This window comes from Panacibacter microcysteis (assembly GCF_015831355.1).
Taxonomy (GTDB): Bacteria; Bacteroidota; Bacteroidia; order Chitinophagales; family Chitinophagaceae; genus Panacibacter; species Panacibacter microcysteis.
In genome coordinates this window covers 1,360,149-1,379,896 of the sequence record NZ_JADWYR010000002.1, presented here as the reverse complement: position 1 = coordinate 1,379,896, position 19,748 = coordinate 1,360,149, and the positions used below count along the sequence as shown (strand labels likewise).

11 protein-coding genes are annotated in these 19,748 nt (G+C 43.9%); 8 read left to right on the top strand and 3 right to left on the bottom strand.

The genetic code is table 11. The annotated features are described in order from the left end of the window. Window positions 1-228 precede the first annotated feature (228 nt). Complete coding sequence (locus I5907_RS17630) at window positions 229-1,587, top strand: Gfo/Idh/MocA family protein (RefSeq protein WP_196992118.1); 1,359 nt, start codon at window positions 229-231, stop codon at window positions 1,585-1,587. Window positions 1,588-1,939: 352 nt separating this feature from the next. Here the strand turns inward: I5907_RS17630 and xylA are convergent, their stop codons facing one another. After that, a complete protein-coding gene (gene xylA, locus I5907_RS17625) occupies window positions 1,940-3,268 on the bottom strand; it encodes a xylose isomerase (RefSeq protein ID WP_196992117.1) in 1,329 nt (442 codons plus the stop codon). 351 nt (window positions 3,269-3,619) lie between these two features. Beyond that, a complete protein-coding gene (locus tag I5907_RS17620) occupies window positions 3,620-5,101 on the bottom strand; it encodes a xylulokinase (protein WP_196992116.1) in 1,482 nt (493 codons plus the stop codon). Between the two features lie 185 nt (window positions 5,102-5,286). Here I5907_RS17620 and I5907_RS17615 point away from each other — a divergent pair, with 185 nt between their 5' ends. The 4 genes from I5907_RS17615 (at window position 5,287) to I5907_RS17600 (ending at window position 11,943) form a co-directional block, all read left to right on the top strand. Further along, complete coding sequence (locus I5907_RS17615; protein ID WP_196992115.1) at window positions 5,287-6,138, top strand: AraC family transcriptional regulator; 852 nt, start codon at window positions 5,287-5,289, stop codon at window positions 6,136-6,138. Window positions 6,139-6,282: 144 nt separating this feature from the next. Then, complete coding sequence (locus I5907_RS17610) at window positions 6,283-8,070, top strand: glycoside hydrolase family 2 protein (protein WP_196992114.1); 1,788 nt, start codon at window positions 6,283-6,285, stop codon at window positions 8,068-8,070. Window positions 8,071-8,215: 145 nt separating this feature from the next. After that, window positions 8,216-8,614 carry a hypothetical protein gene (locus I5907_RS17605; protein ID WP_196992113.1) on the top strand — a complete coding sequence of 133 codons (399 nt, stop codon included), beginning with the start codon at window positions 8,216-8,218 and terminating at the stop codon, window positions 8,612-8,614. A 434-nt stretch (window positions 8,615-9,048) separates the two neighbouring features. Then, window positions 9,049-11,943 carry a family 78 glycoside hydrolase catalytic domain gene (locus tag I5907_RS17600; protein ID WP_346266792.1) on the top strand — a complete coding sequence of 965 codons (2,895 nt, stop codon included), beginning with the start codon at window positions 9,049-9,051 and terminating at the stop codon, window positions 11,941-11,943. A gap of 238 nt (window positions 11,944-12,181) precedes the next feature. Here I5907_RS17600 and I5907_RS17595 read toward each other — a convergent pair whose 3' ends face one another. Continuing rightward, complete coding sequence (locus tag I5907_RS17595) at window positions 12,182-14,677, bottom strand: DUF5916 domain-containing protein (protein ID WP_196992111.1); 2,496 nt, start codon at window positions 14,675-14,677, stop codon at window positions 12,182-12,184. Between the two features lie 734 nt (window positions 14,678-15,411). On the opposite strand from I5907_RS17595, the gene cobA reads away from it, so the two are divergent. Genes cobA through cysI form a run of 3 tightly spaced genes read left to right on the top strand, consistent with a single transcriptional unit; the run spans window position 15,412 to window position 19,712 of the window. Beyond that, on the top strand, window positions 15,412-16,266 hold the full coding sequence (gene cobA, locus I5907_RS17590; protein WP_196992110.1) for a uroporphyrinogen-III C-methyltransferase: 855 nt from the start codon (window positions 15,412-15,414) through the stop codon (window positions 16,264-16,266). Beyond that, window positions 16,250-17,965: a diflavin oxidoreductase gene (locus I5907_RS17585; protein WP_196992109.1), complete on the top strand. Its 1,716-nt coding sequence runs from the start codon at window positions 16,250-16,252 to the stop codon at window positions 17,963-17,965. Before cobA ends, I5907_RS17585 begins: the two co-directional genes overlap by 17 nt. Window positions 17,966-18,011: 46 nt before the next feature. Next, a complete protein-coding gene (gene cysI / locus I5907_RS17580; RefSeq protein WP_196992108.1) occupies window positions 18,012-19,712 on the top strand; it encodes an assimilatory sulfite reductase (NADPH) hemoprotein subunit in 1,701 nt (566 codons plus the stop codon). Window positions 19,713-19,748: the final 36 nt, after the last annotated feature.

Below are 19,748 nucleotides of genomic sequence, written 5' to 3'. Positions count from 1 at the left end.
ATGAATAAAATGTTTTTTATTTTGTTAGCGTGCTGTAGCGTTTCATGGCATCGCCTGTTGTGTCACTCACTTGTACAGTGAGGGCATTATGCAGCACGCGAAGACTGTTGCGAAAAGCGTTTAAACCCGCAACAATTGCTAAATAAGATTGAGCATTTGTCTTTTTATGCATGCAAATATGCCCGGCTTTTTTCAGTATACAACACAACGCTAAAAATTACTTGCAGTATGAATAACACAAGAAGAAACTTTATTAAAAAAGGTGCAATGACAGGCGCCGCTACCTATCTCGGAACACTTGGTTTAAGTGCAAAAAGTTACAGCAGGATTATAGGTGCCAATGACAGGGTAAATGTAGGTGTGGTAGGTTTTTCCGACAGGCATAAGGATTCTCACCTTCCTTCGTTTATGACCCTGTACAAAGAATTGAACTTCGATATTATAGCGGTGAGTGATATATGGAAAAAGCGCAGGGAAGAAGGCGTTGCGATGTGGAAGCAGAAACTGGGCCACGGCGTCACAGCCTGCATGAACAATGACGACTTGTATGCGTTGAAAGACCTTGATGCCGTGTTTATCAGTACCGCAGACTTTCAACATGCGCAGCATTGTATAGAAGCGATGAAAGCAGGCAAAGATGCCTATACAGAAAAGCCCCTTGCCGAAACAATGGAAGATGCACGGGCCGTACTTAAGGCAGTAAAAGACAGTAAGCAGATCGTACAGATCGGAAGCCAGCGCAGGAGCGGAGCCAATTACTGGGCCGCTTATGATTTTATAAAGTCAGGCAAATTCGGACCCATCGTTACTGTTGAATTAACATGGAACGTAAACCAGCCGGGCCGCTGGCGCAGACCGGCACTGGTAGCACAGGTAAAAGAAGAAGATGTAGACTGGAAGCGCTTTTTAATCAACCGGCCTGATGCACCGTTTAATGCGCGGCACTACCTCGAGTACCGGTTGTTCTGGCCATATTCGTCTGGTATTCCCGGCCAGTGGATGTGCCACCAGATAGATACCGTACACTGGTTTGCAGGTTTATCGCACCCACGCAGTGTGGCAGTTAATGGCGGTAATTATGTATGGAAAGACGGCCGGGAAAATGCTGATACGCTAACAGCAGTATTTGATTACGGTCCGATGGATGATATGAAAAATGGTTTCCAGGTAGTGTTTACGTCTCGGCAAACAAATGCGGCGGGCGATGTAAAAGAGATCTATTATTCCAATGGCGGTACACTCAACCTCGACACAAATAAAATATCGTCTGCCGGTGGTCTTACAGAAGAGTATGCAAAACCAATGAACATGAAGCCCAATCTTTTGCCGGAGATAAGCCTTAATGATCTTGCTCCAAAAGTTTCAACAGGTGCCAATACCGGCGGCGACCCGCTTACGCAGGCACATGTGCGCAACTGGATGGAATGCGTGCGCAACCGTAAGCAACCCAATGCACCCATCGAAGCGGGTTACAACCACAGCATTGCGGTTATCATGACCAATGCCGCGTACAGAACCGGGCAAAAAGTAACATTTGATGATAAAACCCAGGAAGTAATGGCAGGGGATAAGGTTTTTAAGTATTAAAAAAATCTTCGTTGCGTCGCATTCTAAATGCTGGTTTCTTTAAGCTAATGCGGGTATGTTTTTCATTCTTTGCTTTAGTATAAATACTATGCAATCGAGGATCAGATTTAAAACGGGTTCCAATCATTAGATGATATCGTTTAATCGAATGCCGGAAAAAAACAAACCGGTCAGCTTTCAGAGGGCAAGTAACTTGATAAAAACGGCGTGGTTTTAAAATGCGACGCAACAAAGACTAATCTAAGATAGAAAGTTTACAGCAAAAAAAACAAACGAATTTTCCTGCCTTTTTATGTTAAATGAAAGCGCCGCCCCATGGGCGGCGCTTTCATTTACTGCTCTTTTGCATGTATCAGATAAACCTGTTCACGATGTTTTCAAATAATTCCTGTTTGCCACTGGTAATTTTTGGTTCGCCGTTATCAATAGCGTATTGTCTCAGATCTTCCAGTGAAAGCTTACCTGCTTCAAACTCAGCGCCTTTACCGCTGTCGTAAGATGCATAACGCTCTTTACGCAGCCTGCTGTAAGTACCGTTTTGTAAGATTTTGTCTGCTGTAACCAATGCCCTTGCGAACGTATCCATTCCGCCAATATGTGCCAGGAACAGGTCGTCCGGGTCAGTGGAGTTGCGGCGTATTTTTGCATCGAAATTGATACCGCCACCTGCAAAACCCCCTGCCTGCAAAATGATCAGCATGGCTTCAGTAAGTTCGTTTATGTCGTTCGGGAACTGGTCTGTATCCCATCCATTCTGGTAGTCGCCACGGTTGGCATCTATAGAACCAAGTAGTCCCGCATCGGCAGCCACCTGCAGTTCATGCGTAAAAGTATGCCCGGCAAGTGTGGCATGGTTTACTTCAATGTTCAGTTTAAAATCGTTCAGCAAGTCATGCTGGCGCAAAAAGCTGATCACTGTTGCGCTGTCATAATCATACTGGTGTTTTGTAGGCTCACAAGGTTTTGGCTCTATAAAGAAGGTGCCGGTAAAACCCTGGGATCTTGCATAGTCTTTTGCTTTATGTAAAAACATGGCCAGGTGTTCCTGCTCACGTTTCATATCTGTGTTCAGCAATGTCATGTAGCCCTCGCGGCCACCCCAGAACACATAGTTTTGCCCGCCCAATGCAATGGTTGCGTCGAGTGCTGCTTTTACCTGTGCAGCCCCATGTGTCAATACATGAAAATCGGGATTGGTAGCTGCGCCGTTCATATAACGCAGGTGAGAGAACAGGTTGGCAGTACCCCATAACAGCTTAACGCCTGAGGCTTGCTGTTTTTCTTTTGCATATGCTACCAGCGCCTGCAAACGTCTTTCATTTTCTGCAATATCGTTACCGTAGTCAACCACATCAACATCGTGGAAACAGTAAAAAGGCAGATTCATTTTTGTAATAAACTCAAAAGCGGCATCCATCTTATCTTTTGCTCTTTCAACTGCATCACTTTTTTCATCCCACGGGTGCGTATGTGTTGGGCCGCCAAAAGGGTCAGCACCGTTGCCGCAGAATGAATGCCAGTAAGCACATGCAAAACGCAAATGCTCTTTCATGCTTTTGCCTGCAATTGTTTTATGCTCATCGTACCAACGATAGGCCAGCGGGTTATCGCTTTCAGGGCCTTCGTATTTAATCTGCCCGATTCCTTTAAAGAATTCTTTGTCTCCGGTAAGAACTGACATAGTTATTGATTTAAAAGTTATAGTTTTTTATATGATTGTGTAACCAGCTTTTGTACTGCTGTCATCGCCTGTTGTGTCACTCACTTGTACGTTTGGTTCATTACTCAACTGCTCCGGGTGCTATATGCAGGCTAAATATAAACTCCTTTTTATACTGCATTATTTTTTCTTTGGCTACCACCCTGGTGTGCTAAAGCAAAGCTTTAGCACACCAGGGTCATTTTATACTTGTAAACCATTGCGCCGGTTGCATTTAAGCTGCTGAGACATGCAATGCAGTACAAGAGTGCGACGCAACGAAAGTTTCATGCCTGCACGGCTGCCGGGCTACAAACCTTCTTTGCTTTTGTACTAAAACGACAGGTCTTTTTGCAAATAACTTTTCCATTGCTGGTAATGTTCTTCGTATGCATTGTTACCGTCTGGTGTTACCGTTTGTAACTGCTGCATGTTGGCAAAAGCTTCTTTCGCGCTGCTGAAAACATTGGCACCAATACCAGCGCCCAGGGCGGCACCCACACTGCCATCGCAGTTGTACAACTCCACAGGTGTATTGGTTACGTTTACAAACGCATCAGTAAATACACTGCTCAAAAACATATTGGCTTTGCCTGCACGAATGACAGAAGGATTCATTTTGTTTTCGCGCATAATATCCAGACCATACCTGAAAGCAAATGCAATACCTTCCTGTCCGGCGCGGTACAAATGCGCCGTGCTGTGTTTATTAAGATCTATGTTGTGTAAATGTGTACCCGGAATTTTATTGTTCAGCATGCGTTCTGCGCCATTGCCAAATGGTATAATGTACAAACCATCGCTGCCAATGTTTACTTTGGCTGCATCTTCGTTGAGTGCACTGTACGAAGCGTTGGCGGCTGCAATGTTTTTGAGCCATTTGTTTAAAATACCCGTACCATTAATGCAAAGCAGGATGCCAATGCGCGTTTGCGCCGGTGTATAATTTACATGCGCAAAGCTGTTTACACGGGATTGCAGATCGTACGCAAGCTGGTCGCTTACGCCATAAATAACGCCGGATGTGCCGGCAGTAGCTGCAACTTCGCCGGGTTCAAGCACATTTAACGAGAGTGCATTATTGGGCTGGTCGCCTGCCTTGTAAGCCACAGGAATACCAGGCTTAAGTTGTAAGAGGTTAGCAACGGCTTCGGTAATATAACCATGTTCGCTAAAGACGTTGTTGATTGTTGGAATAATGCTGTTATCGAACCCGAAATACTGCATAACATCTGCAGAAAGTGTATTGGTTTTAAAATCCCAGAATATACCTTCTGATAAAGACGAGATGCTGGTGGTAATACTTCCTGTGAGCATCATGCCGATATAATCGCCAGGCAGCATTATCTTATCTATACGTTCGTACACCTGTGGTTCATTTTCCTTTACCCATGCAAGTTTGGCCGCTGTAAAGTTGCCGGGCGAATTGAGCAGGTGTGCAAGGCTTTTTTCTTCCCCGATACTTTTAAACGCTGCTTCGCCGTATGGCACAGCGCGGCTGTCGCACCAGATGATTGAATCTCTCAGTACGTTCTGGTTTTTATCTACTGTTACCAGCCCATGCATCTGGTAAGCAATGCCGATGGCGGCAATATCTTTGGGATCATAGTTTTTTGAAGCATGCGCTTTCCTGAGGGCTTCCTGGAAAAACATCCACCAGCTTAGTGGTGATTGTTCTGCCCAGCCGCTTTTATGTGCAATAATCTCTGCTTCCGTTTCAGGATAATTTGCAGACGCAACCGTTTGTTGTGTTTGTGCATCTACTACTGATACTTTGATTGATGAGGTTCCTACATCTATGCCTAATAATAACATACAGCTTGTACCCGGTTGTTGTAAGGGGTTATTAAAAATCGTTAGAAAATCAGTTGCCGATTACCCGTTTAAGGTAAAAGTATTAAAGAGATTTGCCACGAGCCTACACTTTCTTTTTTAAAACTAAAACTATTTTAACTATCTATTTTATAAAACAATAGATTTGTGCTTAATATAGTTCAGGAATGAAGCCGATAATTGAAAAATTAATGTTGAGTGAGAACACTTCTTTTCTTGCTACAACATACACCACACCGCTTTTTGAAGTGCCCTGGCACCAGCATATTGAATACGAACTCATCATGTTTAAAGAAGGAGAGGGCAGCAGCTTCATCGGTAATTACATTGGTGAATTTAAAACGGGCGACATTTTTTTTCTCGGTTCAAACCTTCCGCATACATTTCAGAAGGTTAGCAAAGACATTATTACAAGCGCCCTTGTTATCCAATTCAGGGATGACTTCTGGGGCAAAGAATTCCTTCAATTGCCGGAAAGCAGGCACATCAGGCAGTTGCTTGATATTTCTTACCAGGGTTTAAAAATAAACGGCAACCTCAGAGAATACCTGAGACCATTTATAGAGGAACTTGAATTTGCTGAAGGCTTCGAACGCATCATTCTACTTTGCGAGTGCCTGAATATGATCATGCAGCATAGGGGCTTTGAAACTGTTTCCACGCAGGAAGTAAAAGCATACAACACCCGCCATAAAGAACGCATTGATAAAATATACCAATATACCATCGACTATTTCCAGGAGCCAATATCCCTGAATGAAATTGCCATACATGCCGGTATGAGCGTTCCGGCATTTTGCAACTACTTTAAAAAAAGTACAAAAAAAACATATATCGATTTTCTAAACGAAGTGCGCATTGGTTATGCCTGCAAACAACTGATCGACACACAGAAAACAATCGAGTCTATTTGCTATGAAAGTGGTTTTAATACGCTTGCCAATTTCAATAAACAGTTTTTGAAAGTAAAGCAGGTTACACCATCCCGTTACAGGAAAGATTTTATGCAGCGTTTGTAATGCAGGCCATTTAAGGTTTACCTGCAATAAAGCCATATTTGTGCCGTTTATTGCAGGTGTTATGGCGTAACCGGCAGCACAAAATTTTGTCTTTATCTTATGGCTTTAATCCCTATTTTCATGGCTCACTTTTTTAAGCATATTATGAAAAAATCCATCCTGTTGTTCTGTGGTATTTTTATGTTGTTGGCAAATCTGTCTGCACAGGTTAACTTCAATATCATACAAAATATCAAAGGCCGGAATATCACAAATCTAGATGGTAAATGGCACTACATTGTAGACCCTTACAACACCGGCGATGAACGTAAGTTCTTTATGAACAAACAGCAGGAAAACGACAGCGAATTGCTTGAGTATGACTTTTCAACCGCACCAACAATCAATGTTCCCGGAGACTGGAACTCCCAGAAAGAAGAACTGAAATATTATGAAGGTATTGTATGGTTTCAGCGCGATTTTGTAGCGCACCCGCAAAATGGTAAAAGATATTTTTTAAACTTCGGCGCCGCCAATTACAAAGCAGAGGTATACCTTAATGGCCGTCTTTTAGGATCTCACGAAGGTGGTTTTACGCCTTTCCAGTTCGAGATATCAGATAAGATTGCAGATGGTGATAATTTTATTGTTGTAAAAACGGATAACACGCGTTATGCAGAAAATGTACCATCAGATAATTATGACTGGTGGAACTACGGCGGCATAACAAGAGATGTGGTGCTTGCCGAAACCAACGAGACATATGTGAATGACTATAGCCTGCAGTTAACCCAGGATATGAAGAATCTTACCGGCTACGTGCAGCTAAAAGGCATGCAGACTTCGCAGGAAATTACGGTGCAGGTGCTCGAAGCAAACCTGCAGATAAAAATACCAACCAATTCAAGCGGCCGCGCCACTTTTATTTTTCCCATAAAGAATGTAGAATTGTGGACGCCCGAAAACCCGCAGTTGTACACCATTAAAATATTTGCCAATACAGATACCGCCACAGACCGCATAGGTTTCAGAACAATTGAAACACGCGGCAAAGACATTTTGCTCAATGGTAAATCAATCTTTTTGCGGGGTGTTTGTTTGCACGAAGAAAATCCATTTATACCCGGCAAACCACGCAGCAAGGCAGATCTTAAAATGTTGCTGTCATGGGCCAAAGAACTCAACTGCAATTATGTAAGGCTGGCACATTACCCGCACAACGAATATGTAAGCCACCTTGCAGATGAAATGGGCTTATTATTGTGGGAAGAAATACCTGTTTACTGGAACGTAGAATTCAATAACGGCATTACATATGAGAATGCCAAACAGCAGATGAGTGAACTCATTTACCGTGATAAAAACCGCGCCAGCGTTATCATCTGGTCAATCGGCAACGAAACGCCTAATACAGATACGCGGCTCAAATTCATGAGCGATCTTGCCGACCATGTACGCCGTATGGATACCACACGCCTTGTATCTGCCGCGCTACTCGGTGGCATCGACAGCACCAATACTTTCCGCTTGTCAGACAACCTGGCTGATAAACTCGATATCATTTCTTTCAATGAATATATAGGCTGGTATGGGCAGAATGCGGCTGACATACCGCAATACCGGTTTGATGTTATGGCAGACAAGCCTGTTGTGGTAAGCGAGTTTGGCGCAGAAGCCCTGGGTGGGTTTTATGCAGACAGTGCTACGCGCTTTTCAGAAGAAATGCAGGAGCTTTTCTACAAAAACCAGTTGAAACTTATCAGCAGTATTCCTGCCTTGCGGGGCACTTCCCCATGGATACTCGTAGATTTTCGATCGCCCAAACGTTTAAACCCGATCTACCAGGAAGGCTGGAACCGCAAGGGCTTATACACAGAAACAGGTAAAAAGAAAAAAGCTTTTTTTGTAATGAAGGCCTGGTACGATGCACAGGAAAAAAAATACAGGAAATAAATAATGAGCCCGGCTGTAGCATTTCAATGAAGCTTTCGTTGCGTCGCACTCTTGTACGGTGTATCACTATGCATCAGCGATGCTGCAATAATATCTTGTTCAGTATGTAAGATTTGAATTACAGCGTGTGAAAGATTATTCCTGTATGAAAAATTCAATTATAATTTTTGTTTTGATCGCTTTTGCAACAGCTTGTAAGGGTACAAAGAATAATGTAAACCACACGAAAGCTCTCGACAATCCTATGTTTGTACTATGGAATGAAGATACTGTAAATACACGCACTTTCGTGATTTCAAAAACTGGTCATTTCACTTATTTCATAAGTAATGGCAACCGTGCAGTAATTTATTCCGGCATATGTATAAACGAAGCCTCAAACGATAGCTTGTATCTGTTATATGACAAAAAAAAGCAACCACCATTTACTACCACTTACCTGATACGGGAAGCCTCAGGAAAAGGGTATTTCCAGCATTTCACAGATGGCCGAAAAAAAGAATTTTTGTTCTTTTTGCCCACACATGGCAGGCATGGCTATTAATAATACAAATAATATAAGTATAGGTAAACGTAGCAAACTGGCAGCACTTACGCTGTAAGCAAACTATCCAATCAATATAGCATGTAAAAACATTAACGGCGCAATGCCTGCATCCCTGTTTTCACACTGGTTTATGCAACAAGCTTACCAGAAAGTATGTGGGCTGCGCCGTCAGCAATGCAGTATCGCTGCTGCATAGCGATCTGCCGTACAAGAGTGCGACGCAACGAACGTTTAATAGCATTCCTGCAGTACGGCCCACCAATCTTTAACAGGATAGTACATGATGGTTGCTTATTTTTTCTGTGTTATTTTGGGCCACTGATCAGAATTGGCTGACAACCTCAACTTTAGCTATGACGAAATCGATTGCTTTGTTTTTTACATCACTGCTGTGCTGTTTTACTGGTTTTTCTCAACTTAAAATACAGCATGTGCTGGTCGAGAATCTTTCCAACCCCATAGGTCTCGATGTAGCGCAGCCGCGCTTTAGCTGGCAACTTATAGCAGACAAAAGAAAAAATGTAACACAAACCGCTTACGAAATACTCGTGTACTCGGCAAAAGGTAATGTGTGGAAGAGTGGCAAAGTAATGAGCGATTCATCTGTGCATGTTGCGTACAAAGGTGCACCCCTGCAAAGTGGTACACGGTACACAGTTGAGCTACGCGCATGGGACAATACAGGCAAACCATCTGCCTGGTGCGAGCCTGCTTTTTTTCAAACCGCGTTGTTTAACCCCAGCGACTGGAAGGCCAGGTGGATTGCACCGGGCTACACAGAAGATTCGGTAATGCGCCCCAGTCCTTATTTCAGGAAAGAATTTGCCGCAAAGAAAAAAATCTCCTCGGCGGTAGCGTACATCACCGCGCATGGTATGTACGAAGCGCAGATCAACGGCAAACGTGTGGGTGACGCATATCTTACACCGGGCTGGACTGCCTACCAGAAAAGGATACAATACCAGGCTTATGATGTAACGCAAATGCTGCAAAATGGCAATAACGCTATCGGGGTGGTGTTGGGCAGTGGCTGGTACAGGGGTATCATCGGGTTTACTAATTCTTCCAATGTTTATGGTAAAGATATTGCCCTGCTTTTTCAGCTGGATATCACCTACACAGATGGCTCTGCAGAATCGGTTGTTTCTGATGGCTCCTGGAAAACAGCTACCGGCGCCATTACATACGCCGAAATTTATAACGGAGAAACAATTGATGCGCGTAAAGAAAAAAAGGGTTGGTCTGCTGCCGGGTTTAATGATACCGGATGGACACCTGCAAAGGCCGTGGACTATCCGATGAATGTATTGGTAGCCACTTACAATGAACCCGTTAAAAAACACGAGGTGTTTAAACCCGTAAAAATATTTAAAACGCCAAAAGGAGAGCAGGTAATAGATTTTGGCCAAAACCTGGTTGGCTGGGTGGTGGTAAAAGTAAAAGGCAAAGCAGGCGATAAGATCACCCTTTCGCATGCCGAAGTGCTCGATAAAAATGGTAATGTTTACCTGGATAACCTGCGTTCTGCAAAAGCTCAGAACAACTACATTCTGAAAGGTGGCGAAAAAGAAATATTCGAACCACATTTTACATGGCAGGGCTTTCGTTATTGCCAGGTAGAAGGATACCCCGGTGAAATAACGCCAGAAAATTTTGAAGCCGTAGTCTTGTATTCTGATATGCAGCCAACAGGTTCGTTCACCACGTCTAATACAATGATCAACCAGTTACAGCACAATATAAAATGGGGGCAGCTGGGTAATTTCCTAGATGTACCAACTGATTGCCCGCAACGTGATGAACGCCTTGGCTGGACAGGCGATGCACAGGCATTTTCACGCACGGCTGCTTTCAACTACCGGGTAGATAATTTCTTTGCCAAGTGGCTGAAAGATCTTGAAGCCGACCAGCAGAATGGTGTGGTGCCATTTGTCATTCCCAATGTACTGGGTGCCGCCATCAGCAGTGCAGGCTGGGCAGATGTGGCAACCATCGCACCGTGGAATATGTACCTTGCCTATGGTGATAAACGCCTGCTCGCAAATCAATACAACAGCATGAAAGCGTATATCGAAAGTATCAGGAAAACAGCGAAGAATGATCTGTGGAATACGGGCTTTCATTTTGGCGACTGGCTCTTCTACCGCCCCGATGATGATAATGATGGCCGCGCAGCCGTAACAGATAAATACCTGATTGCACAATGTTTTTATGCCAACTCAACACAGTTGCTTATTAATGCTGCGCAGGTATTGGGCAACACAAACGATGTTACTGAATACACTGCTTTGTTGCAACGCATAAAAAGCGCATTTAATCAAGAGTACGTTACCGGCAATGGCCGGCTTGTTTCAGGCACACAAACAGCATACGTGCTTGCGCTCAACTTCGATATGCTGCCGGAAGACCAGCGCAGGCAGGCTGCGCAGCGGTTGGCAGATAATGTAAAAAGTTATGGCAATCACTTAACGACTGGTTTTCTCGGCACGCCCTATCTCTGCCATGTACTTACGCGTTTCGGTTTTACGGATGTAGCCTATAAACTATTATTGCAGGACACCTATCCTTCCTGGCTTTACCCCGTAAAAATGGGTGCAACCACCATTTGGGAAAGATGGGATGGTCAAAAGCCTGACAGCAGTTTTCAAACACCTGGCATGAATTCTTTTAACCATTATGCGTACGGTGCCATTGGCGACTGGATGTACCGTAAAATGGTGGGGCTTGATACATATGAAGATGGTGTGGGTTACAAACACATCAAAGTGCAGCCACATACAGGAGGTGGCTTTACCCATGCTTCCGCTACTTTAAATACCTACTATGGTACCGTCAGCAGCGGCTGGAAGATAGAAGCCGGTAAGATGTTCATGGATGTTACCATTCCCGCTAACACTACAGCAACAATATGGCTGCCTGCAGCGGGCGGGCAAGACATTACCGAAAGTGGTAATCCTCTCAGCAGCGAACTGCAGGTAGAGGGTAAGGAAGATGGATATGTAAAAGTAAAAATTGGTTCGGGAGAGTATCATTTTGCTGTTAACAAACCGGCAGATGCCGCCATATCCGTTAATGCAGCAGACTATGCGGGCAAATACAAAACCGGCGGGGGAATGGTGGAAATGATCGAAATAGTAAATGAAAACGGGAAGGTTGTTGTAAAAATTTTTGGCAACAGCGGCGAACTCGAACCGGTAAAAGATGCAAAAGATACCTTTAGCAGCGCAGATGGTTCTACGGTTAGTTTTACACGCGATGCCGATGGAAGGGTTATTAAAATAAAAATTAACGCTTTGGGTATGACGTACGAAGGCGTAAAGCAATAAAGATGCTGGTCGTTTTTTAACGACGCCCTGTCACGTAAAAGTGGCGGGGTTTTTTATGCATATAACTTATTTCGCAAACTGTATCGGCATACTGCTAAGCGAACCCGTTATTTATGTATGGTGCCGGCTGCAGCATATATGGCAGCTGTTGTTGCGTCGCACTCTTGTACGGCAACAAACAAATCAACTGAAGCGATCACAGTGTATACATCGCTAATAGTATAAGCCGCAGCCAGTATTATTTATGTTCGGTTTTGTTGCCGTGCAGTTGTTTTCTAACACTGAGGTAATCAAGAAAATAGATCACTTTTATAGAAAGGTTGTTGTTATTATCTGAACTAATGGTATTGCGAAAGTTTTTGAAGTAACTTCTTTCCACCTCATTGGTGTAATACTGCGTGGCATTTTTCCATACTACATTTAAGAAGCTTCCCGGTGCAAACTGCCAGGTGTACACCATATCAATATTAAAGAAATTGGCATTTTGGTTTGCTGCTGGCAGGTACCCGGCATTGGCCGTCAGCTCCCCATTTTTCTGTAAAATAAAAAACTCTTTGTTGTCTACGGTACTCAGGTAGTGTCTTGCACGAAAAGTAATGCCCATCTTATTGCTGAAACTGTAAGTGGTACTCAGGATATTTTCAATTGTATTCACTTTGCGCCTGGCAAAATTGATGTTGCTGCTCCCGCTGATGTATGTGTACCCAACGTTGTTGAATCTTGGCAGCAGGTTTAACTGGTTAGAGAAACTGAGTTTATTGTTTACCCTGTATTCCTGGCCAACAGCTATGTCAAAACCAAACTGGTTATAAAAGTTGATGCTTTTTCTAAACAGAGCATCTATGAAGAATGAATACTTTTTGCTCTCATTGCTTTCAACCCAGGCCTCAGTAACCACCTGCGCGCCGCGTTTAAAATACCAGCCCTGCTGCCTCGGCTCGTAAAAGTCATTTTGTAAAAAATTATAGCCCATAAACGCGCCAAAGAACCACAGCTTTTTTGTTTGTGCATTTGCGTTGATATTGATACCGGCAGACTGGTATTTTTCATTTACCGGTTCAATTTTTTTTGACAATATGCTGATGTTGCTGTTGAAATTTACATTGATGCGGTTATACCAGTTTTTGGGTTTGTTCCAGGTATAGTGCACCCACAGGTAGTGGTTCAGGAAATTGTTGTTGGTAAAGTAGCCCATATCGTCGCTGGTAAACTTCGCATCTGTTCTTTCCTGTGATAGACTAAAGTTGAACTGGCCGCTTGTTTTACTAAAATGCAGCTCATGGCTGAAACCTGTTTCAGTGCTGCCATCGGGCAGCAAGCCAAAGCGGTTGCTGGTAGCTAGTTTGCCACCGAGATTATAGGTATTCTTTTTGTCGTTCAACTCAAAGAGCGCGGCAGTAACGTTTGCATCATAATCTTTGCCACTGCGCCATACATTGGTATTTACAAGCGATACACTCGAGTTATATTTCATCGTTTTATCAAGTACGAACACATTGTAGTTGGTAAGGGGGTCTGTAAGTGCCTGTCTTTCCTGTTTTGTAGCCGTATTTTCGATGGTTGCATACTGCGCCCTGGTAACGGCATTCAGAAAACCGATGCCAAAACCGTTTTGCGTTCTGCCGGAAATCTTAGTGGCATTGATGAGTTTAGATTCTGTAGGGTTTTTGATCACGGCTTCATTGCTGTCAACAGCAAAATCGTACATGTGCAGCGGAGAGCCGCCAATTCTGCGGGAATAAAAAAGGTTGCCTTTGCTGAACAGTTCTGTACCTTCTGTAAAAAAATTCCTGTACTCATTATACTTCACTTCAAATGGTGTAAGGTTCAATACCTGGTTATCGCTTTGAACCTGGCCAAAATCCGGGATCAGCGTGGCATCTAATGTAAAAGCCTGGTTGATGCCATACTTTACATCAAGCCCGCCGTTTACCCTGCTTGTCCAGTTGCTGAAACCCTGCTGGTTAGCCGGAAAATGATTGGCATACACGGAAAAATAGGGAGAAAACTGTAAACGCATGGGCGGCTTTATATCCGATATTCCTTTCCACAAGCCTTCCTGCGTAAGAAAGCCATTGATATTGGGATCGATTGGGTTCCAGGTATTTTGTTGCTCTGTTTTTCTACGGCGGCGTGTAACGTTGAAGCCCCAGTCCTGCACTTCTTTTTTTCCAAAGCGTATGGCTGAAAATGGAATGAACATTTCAAAACTCCAGCCGCTGTCTGTTATTACAGCGCCACTTTTCCAAACACCGTTCCAGCTAAAGTCTTCCATCTCGCCATCTATGCTTGGCGGGTTCATTTTAGCATCCCACTGTTCGCCGAGTGGTGTAACAAAATATTCGAAGCCATTGAGGTTATCATTATAGGTATCGAAGATGATGCCTATGTAGTCGTTGGTGCCAAAACCATCACGTGTACCCGTTAGCTGCGTTGCAATACTGTCTTTGGTGCGCTCGTAACAAAAGCCCCCAAAGTAAATGCCTTCATCGCTGTACATCATGTACGCAACGGTTCTGTTGGCATATTCTTCGCGGGCACCGGTTGTAGGCCGGAAGTAGACAAAGTTGGTCATTACTGCAGCATCCTGCCAGCCCGAATCTTTTATAAGACCATCAATTTTTATGGTGCTGTTGGTGCGTTTTGCCTCCAGCGTTCTTTGTGGTGTCTTTTGCGCAGATGCAACAAAAGACAAACATATCAATGCAGTTAATATAACAGGGCCGAGTTTCATAATGCTGGTAATAATGGTTTTGATGCTGAACGATTATGTGCAACAGATGTTACAGGTTAATCCTTTGGTACAAACAAAATTGCCGGTGAAAACAGATGAGCAGTAGTTAATTTATGTGAACAGCATCTTTATGCTGACAAGAGGTGAATTATGCGCAACTGTCTTTGTGTGTAAACGAAGTAACCATTTGTTGCATAGCGGCCTTGTTTAACCGGAGCGCTGCAGCCGCCATGCAAACGGAACGCTGAAGTGAGTGACACAACAGGCGATGCCATGAAGACTATAGCTGAAACAACCATTAAATCCGGTTTTTCTGGAAGTAATGCAGGTGAAAAGTGTGGGCCGGGTTCGAACAAATGTTAGCTTATTTTTCACGTGAATATTTTCTATTTATTTGGTAGACTATTCATTATCGTGTTTCTTTGCACCACCAATCTGGTAGACTAATGGCTAAACTCACACATCTTCAGTCTTGTTGCCCCATGCAACGCATGATCTGCAAACGTTGTTGTTTGTGTTGTTGTTAAATACACATTACGATAGCAGATCAGATATTCAGTTTAGCAAATTCCATCAAACTTATTTTCGAAACATGGCACTGCCGGCAAACATCTTTACCACTACTGCATTATGTAAAAATGATGTGGCAGAAATGTGTTGTAAGCAGGTGTGTTTTTCGGCCGGGAGGGTAGGGCTTTTTATTTTATTTATTAATCTACTAAAATTGTGGACTAATGGTTAAGCAGGTTTTTGGTAAAGTTTTTTTTATAGGTGCAGGGCCTGGTGATCCGGATTTACTTACCGTGAAGGCTGCTAAAGTTTTAGCCAAAGCAGCAGTGGTGATCACAGACAGGCTGGTAAGCAGTGAGATTATCAGCGAATATGTTAACCCGGCGGCAATTGTGATACCTGTAGGGAAGCAGGGCAGGAGTAACGCTTCTACTCCTCAATACGAGATCAATGATCTGATTGTTCAGTTTGCCTCGGCCTACCCGAATGTTGTAAGACTAAAGGGTGGAGATGTAGCCTTTTATTCCAATGTTCTGGATGAGCTTATAGCTGTGAACGAAAACAATATTCCTTACGAAATAATACCGGGTATTACAGCTGCATCCGGCGCTTCAGCGGCAACAGGTGTACCGCTTACGGCCAGGGGTTTATCAACCGGTGTGCGTATGCTTACCTATTACCAGCATACAGCCATAGCAGATGATGCCTGGAAGCAGTTGGCAACTTTTGAGGACACACTGGTGTTTTATATGACCGGTAATGCTTTGCAGCAACTGGTAAACAGGTTGCTGCAGCACGGAGCAGATGCTTCCATTCCATTTCTTGTTGTAGAGCAGGCCACCACACCATTGCAGCATGTGCATGAATTTACACTGCAGGGTTTTGAAACCGCCGAAAAACCGGAAGCTTTTTTAAGTCCCTCGCTGGTAATAATGGGCAAGGTGACAGCCTTGTACAAACAGTTTAAGTGGCAGGCAAATAGTATGGAGCGGGCACATTACTTTAAACCATTACAGGATAACCCGGAATTAATTTCATTGATCAATCATATACAGGAGACACATGTTAGCAGGGCCTAAGTTACAGTTGTTACAGGAGTTGGCGAAAGGTGCATCAAGAGATGAACTGATGTGGATAAGCGGCTATATTGCCGCGCTCTCCGCGCAACCCATAGCAGAAGAGAAACCAGTTACAGAATTTGTGCAGGATGCTTCTTTTGTAATGCCGGCGTGTACCGTCGTGTATGGTACAGAAACCGGTAATTCAAAGAAAGTAGCGGTAGATTTTGGTAACCGTTTAAAGAAACAGGGTATTCAGGCAAAAATTAAAAGCCTGGACCAATATCGTTTAAATGATCTTGCAAAAGAATCGCACATGATCGTGGTAATAAGCACTCAGGGTGATGGCGAACCACCAGCCGCGGCAAAGAAATTTTACGATCATATACACCAGCAGGATATATCGTTGTCGCAATTGAAATACGGCGTGCTGGCGCTGGGGGATTCAGCCTACCCGTTGTTCTGCAAAGCCGGCGAAGACGTGGACAAGCGCCTGCATGCTCTTGGTGGCCGCAGAATTGTTTCCATGAAGAAATGCGACACAGATTTCGAAGCAGATGCAGATACATGGATAGATGAACTGATTACGGCAGCACTGGCCGTAGGTACCGGCGCTGCCACCAATGGTGCCGTAAAAGCTAAGCCGGCAAAATCAGGTAAGAAACTGTATGATGCAAACGTAGTGGCTACCGTTAACCTTAATGATCGTGGCTCCAATAAAGAGACCTACCATATAGAGATAGCTACCGACGAGCCGATTGTTTACCAGCCCGGAGATGCATTGGGCATTGTGCCAAAAAACAGTGCTGCCGGCGTAAAGAAAATTCTTGAATTACTGTCGCTGAAAGGCAATGAGGAATTCATTTTCAGGGAGCATGCTTATAAAGCAGAAGAAATGTTTGCAGGTAAAATCAATATTCAATACCTGCCGGAGAGAATCATTCAGCAGTATGCAAACATTGCAGGAAAAGAAATTCCGAATATACGCATGGACCTTGCCGACCTGTTACGTATATATCCTTCAGATAAAAAGCTGAACATACAGCAACTGGTTGCAATACTGGAGCCAATAGCGCCAAGGTTATACTCCATTGCATCATCGCCGGCAGCACATGGCGGGAATGAGGTGCACATTACCGTAAGCCGTGATAATTTTTGTATAGACGGGCAAACACGTTTTGGATTGTGCTCAGATTACCTGGCACAGTTAAAAGAAAACGAGCCACTGCAGGTGTATATACAAAAGAACAATGCTTTCAGGCTGCCGGATGCTACAACAGATGTAATCATGGTTGGGCCGGGTACAGGTATTGCACCCTTCCGCTCATTTCTTTTTGAGCGTGATGCAAAAGGCGACAGTGGCCGCAACTGGCTTTTCTTCGGTGATCAGCATTTTGTTACAGACTTTCTTTACCAGACAGACTTACAGGGCCTGCGCGATACCGGTGTGCTTACCAGGCTGAACCTTGCTTTTTCCCGCGATCAGCAGGAAAAGATCTATGTACAGCATAAGATGCAGCAAAATGCAAAAGAGTTGTTTGAATGGCTGGAAGGTGGTGCACAGCTATACATCTGTGGTTGCAAAGACCCCATGAGTTACGATGTTGAAAAAACATTACTCAACATCATTGCGCAGGAGAAGAATGTTTCAGCAGACGCTGCTGAGGAGTACCTCGCTGCCATGAAGGAAGCCGGCAGGTATCATAAAGATGTGTATTAGGGAGAGCGATAGAAATAAGTGAACAGTAACCAGTAAAAGCAAACAAATGAGATTAAGTTTTATTTATACGCAGCAGTATTCGCTTTCTGAAGTAGGGGGCAACCAGACACCGGTAGAACGTATTAAAAAATCGAGTGATGGTTTACGTGGTACACTTAAAGAAAGTTTGTCAGATGAGCATACAGGTGCCATCCGCGAAGATGATCAGACATTGATCAAGTTCCATGGCATGTACATGCAGGATGACAGGGACAGAAGAGAAGAGCGGGCAACAAAAAAACTGGAGCGGCTGTATTCTTTCATGATAAGGTTACGCCTGCCGGGCGGCAGGTTGACACCGGCGGAGTGGATTGCATTGCACAATATAACCGGTGAGCATTCTACCGGCGTAATAAAAATTACCACTAGGCAAACCGTACAATTGCATGGTATTTTAAAATCGCACATAAAACCTACCATCGCAGCATTTGACCGCATGAAGCTTGATTCTATTGCCGCATGTGGAGATGTAAACAGGAATGTAATGGTCAGTGCGCATCCTAAATTTTCTGCTATACACGAAGAAGTTTTTCAGTACGCTGATAAGATCAGCTACCTGCTTTTGCCAAAAACAAGAGCTTATTACGAAATATGGCTCGATGAAGAAAAACTGCTTGAAGTGAATGAAGAGGACAACCTGTACCAGGATCGTTACCTGCCGAGAAAATTCAAGATCGCTATTGCTATCCCGCCATACAACGATGTAGATGTATTTACAAATGATGTGGGCATCATCGCCATTATCGAAGACAATAAACTTATTGGCTTCAACATTGCAGCCGGTGGCGGTATGGGCACCACGCACGGTAACCCGGATACCTATCCAAGGCTTGCATCAGTGCTCGGGTTTATAAAAGTAGAAGACCTGGAGAAAGTTGTGTATGAGATAGCTACCACGCAAAGAGATTACGGCAACCGTACAGACAGGAAGTTGTCGCGCTTAAAATATACCATGGACAGGGTAGGGGTAGATGTGTTCAGGGCCGAAGTTGAAAAGCGCTCAGGCGTTACGTTTCAGCCTGCAAAACCCGCCGTATTTACCACAAGAGATGACTGGTATGGCTGGCAGCAAAACCATGAAGGCCTGTGGTACTATACCATGTTTGTTGAAAGCGGAAGATTGTATGACGACGATAACGTTCAATTTAAAAAGGCCTGTCTCGAAATTGCGGAAAGTGGTAAAGCAATGTTCCGTTTTACAAGCAATCAAAACCTTATTGTTGGTGATGTTAAAGAAGAAGACAAAGCTTTTGTTGATGAAGTGCTGACAAAATACGGTGTTATTGCACAAACAGAAAAAGCATCAGCTTTACGAAGAAGTGCACTGGCCTGTGTGGCACTCAACACCTGCCCCCTGGCACTGGCAGAAGCACAACGTTATTTGCCATCACTGATTGATAAGATTGACGAAGTGATGATGAAACACGGTTTACAGGACGAAGGTATTACCATTCGCATGACCGGTTGCCCCAACGGTTGCGCACGGCCGTACATATCAGAAATAGGTTTTATCGGCACAGCATTGGGTCATTATAACATGTATCTTGGTGCAGATGCTGTAGGATACCGGTTAAATAAAATTTATAAAGAAAATCTCGACGAAGCTGCCATATTGAAAGAACTGGATGTGTTGCTCGAAAGCTTTAAAACAAAGCGGTTGCAGAAAGAAAGTTTCGGTGATTTCATAATGCGTGAAGGGATCGTGTAAATGATGATTGCAAATGCAGCTTTCATTGCGTCTCTC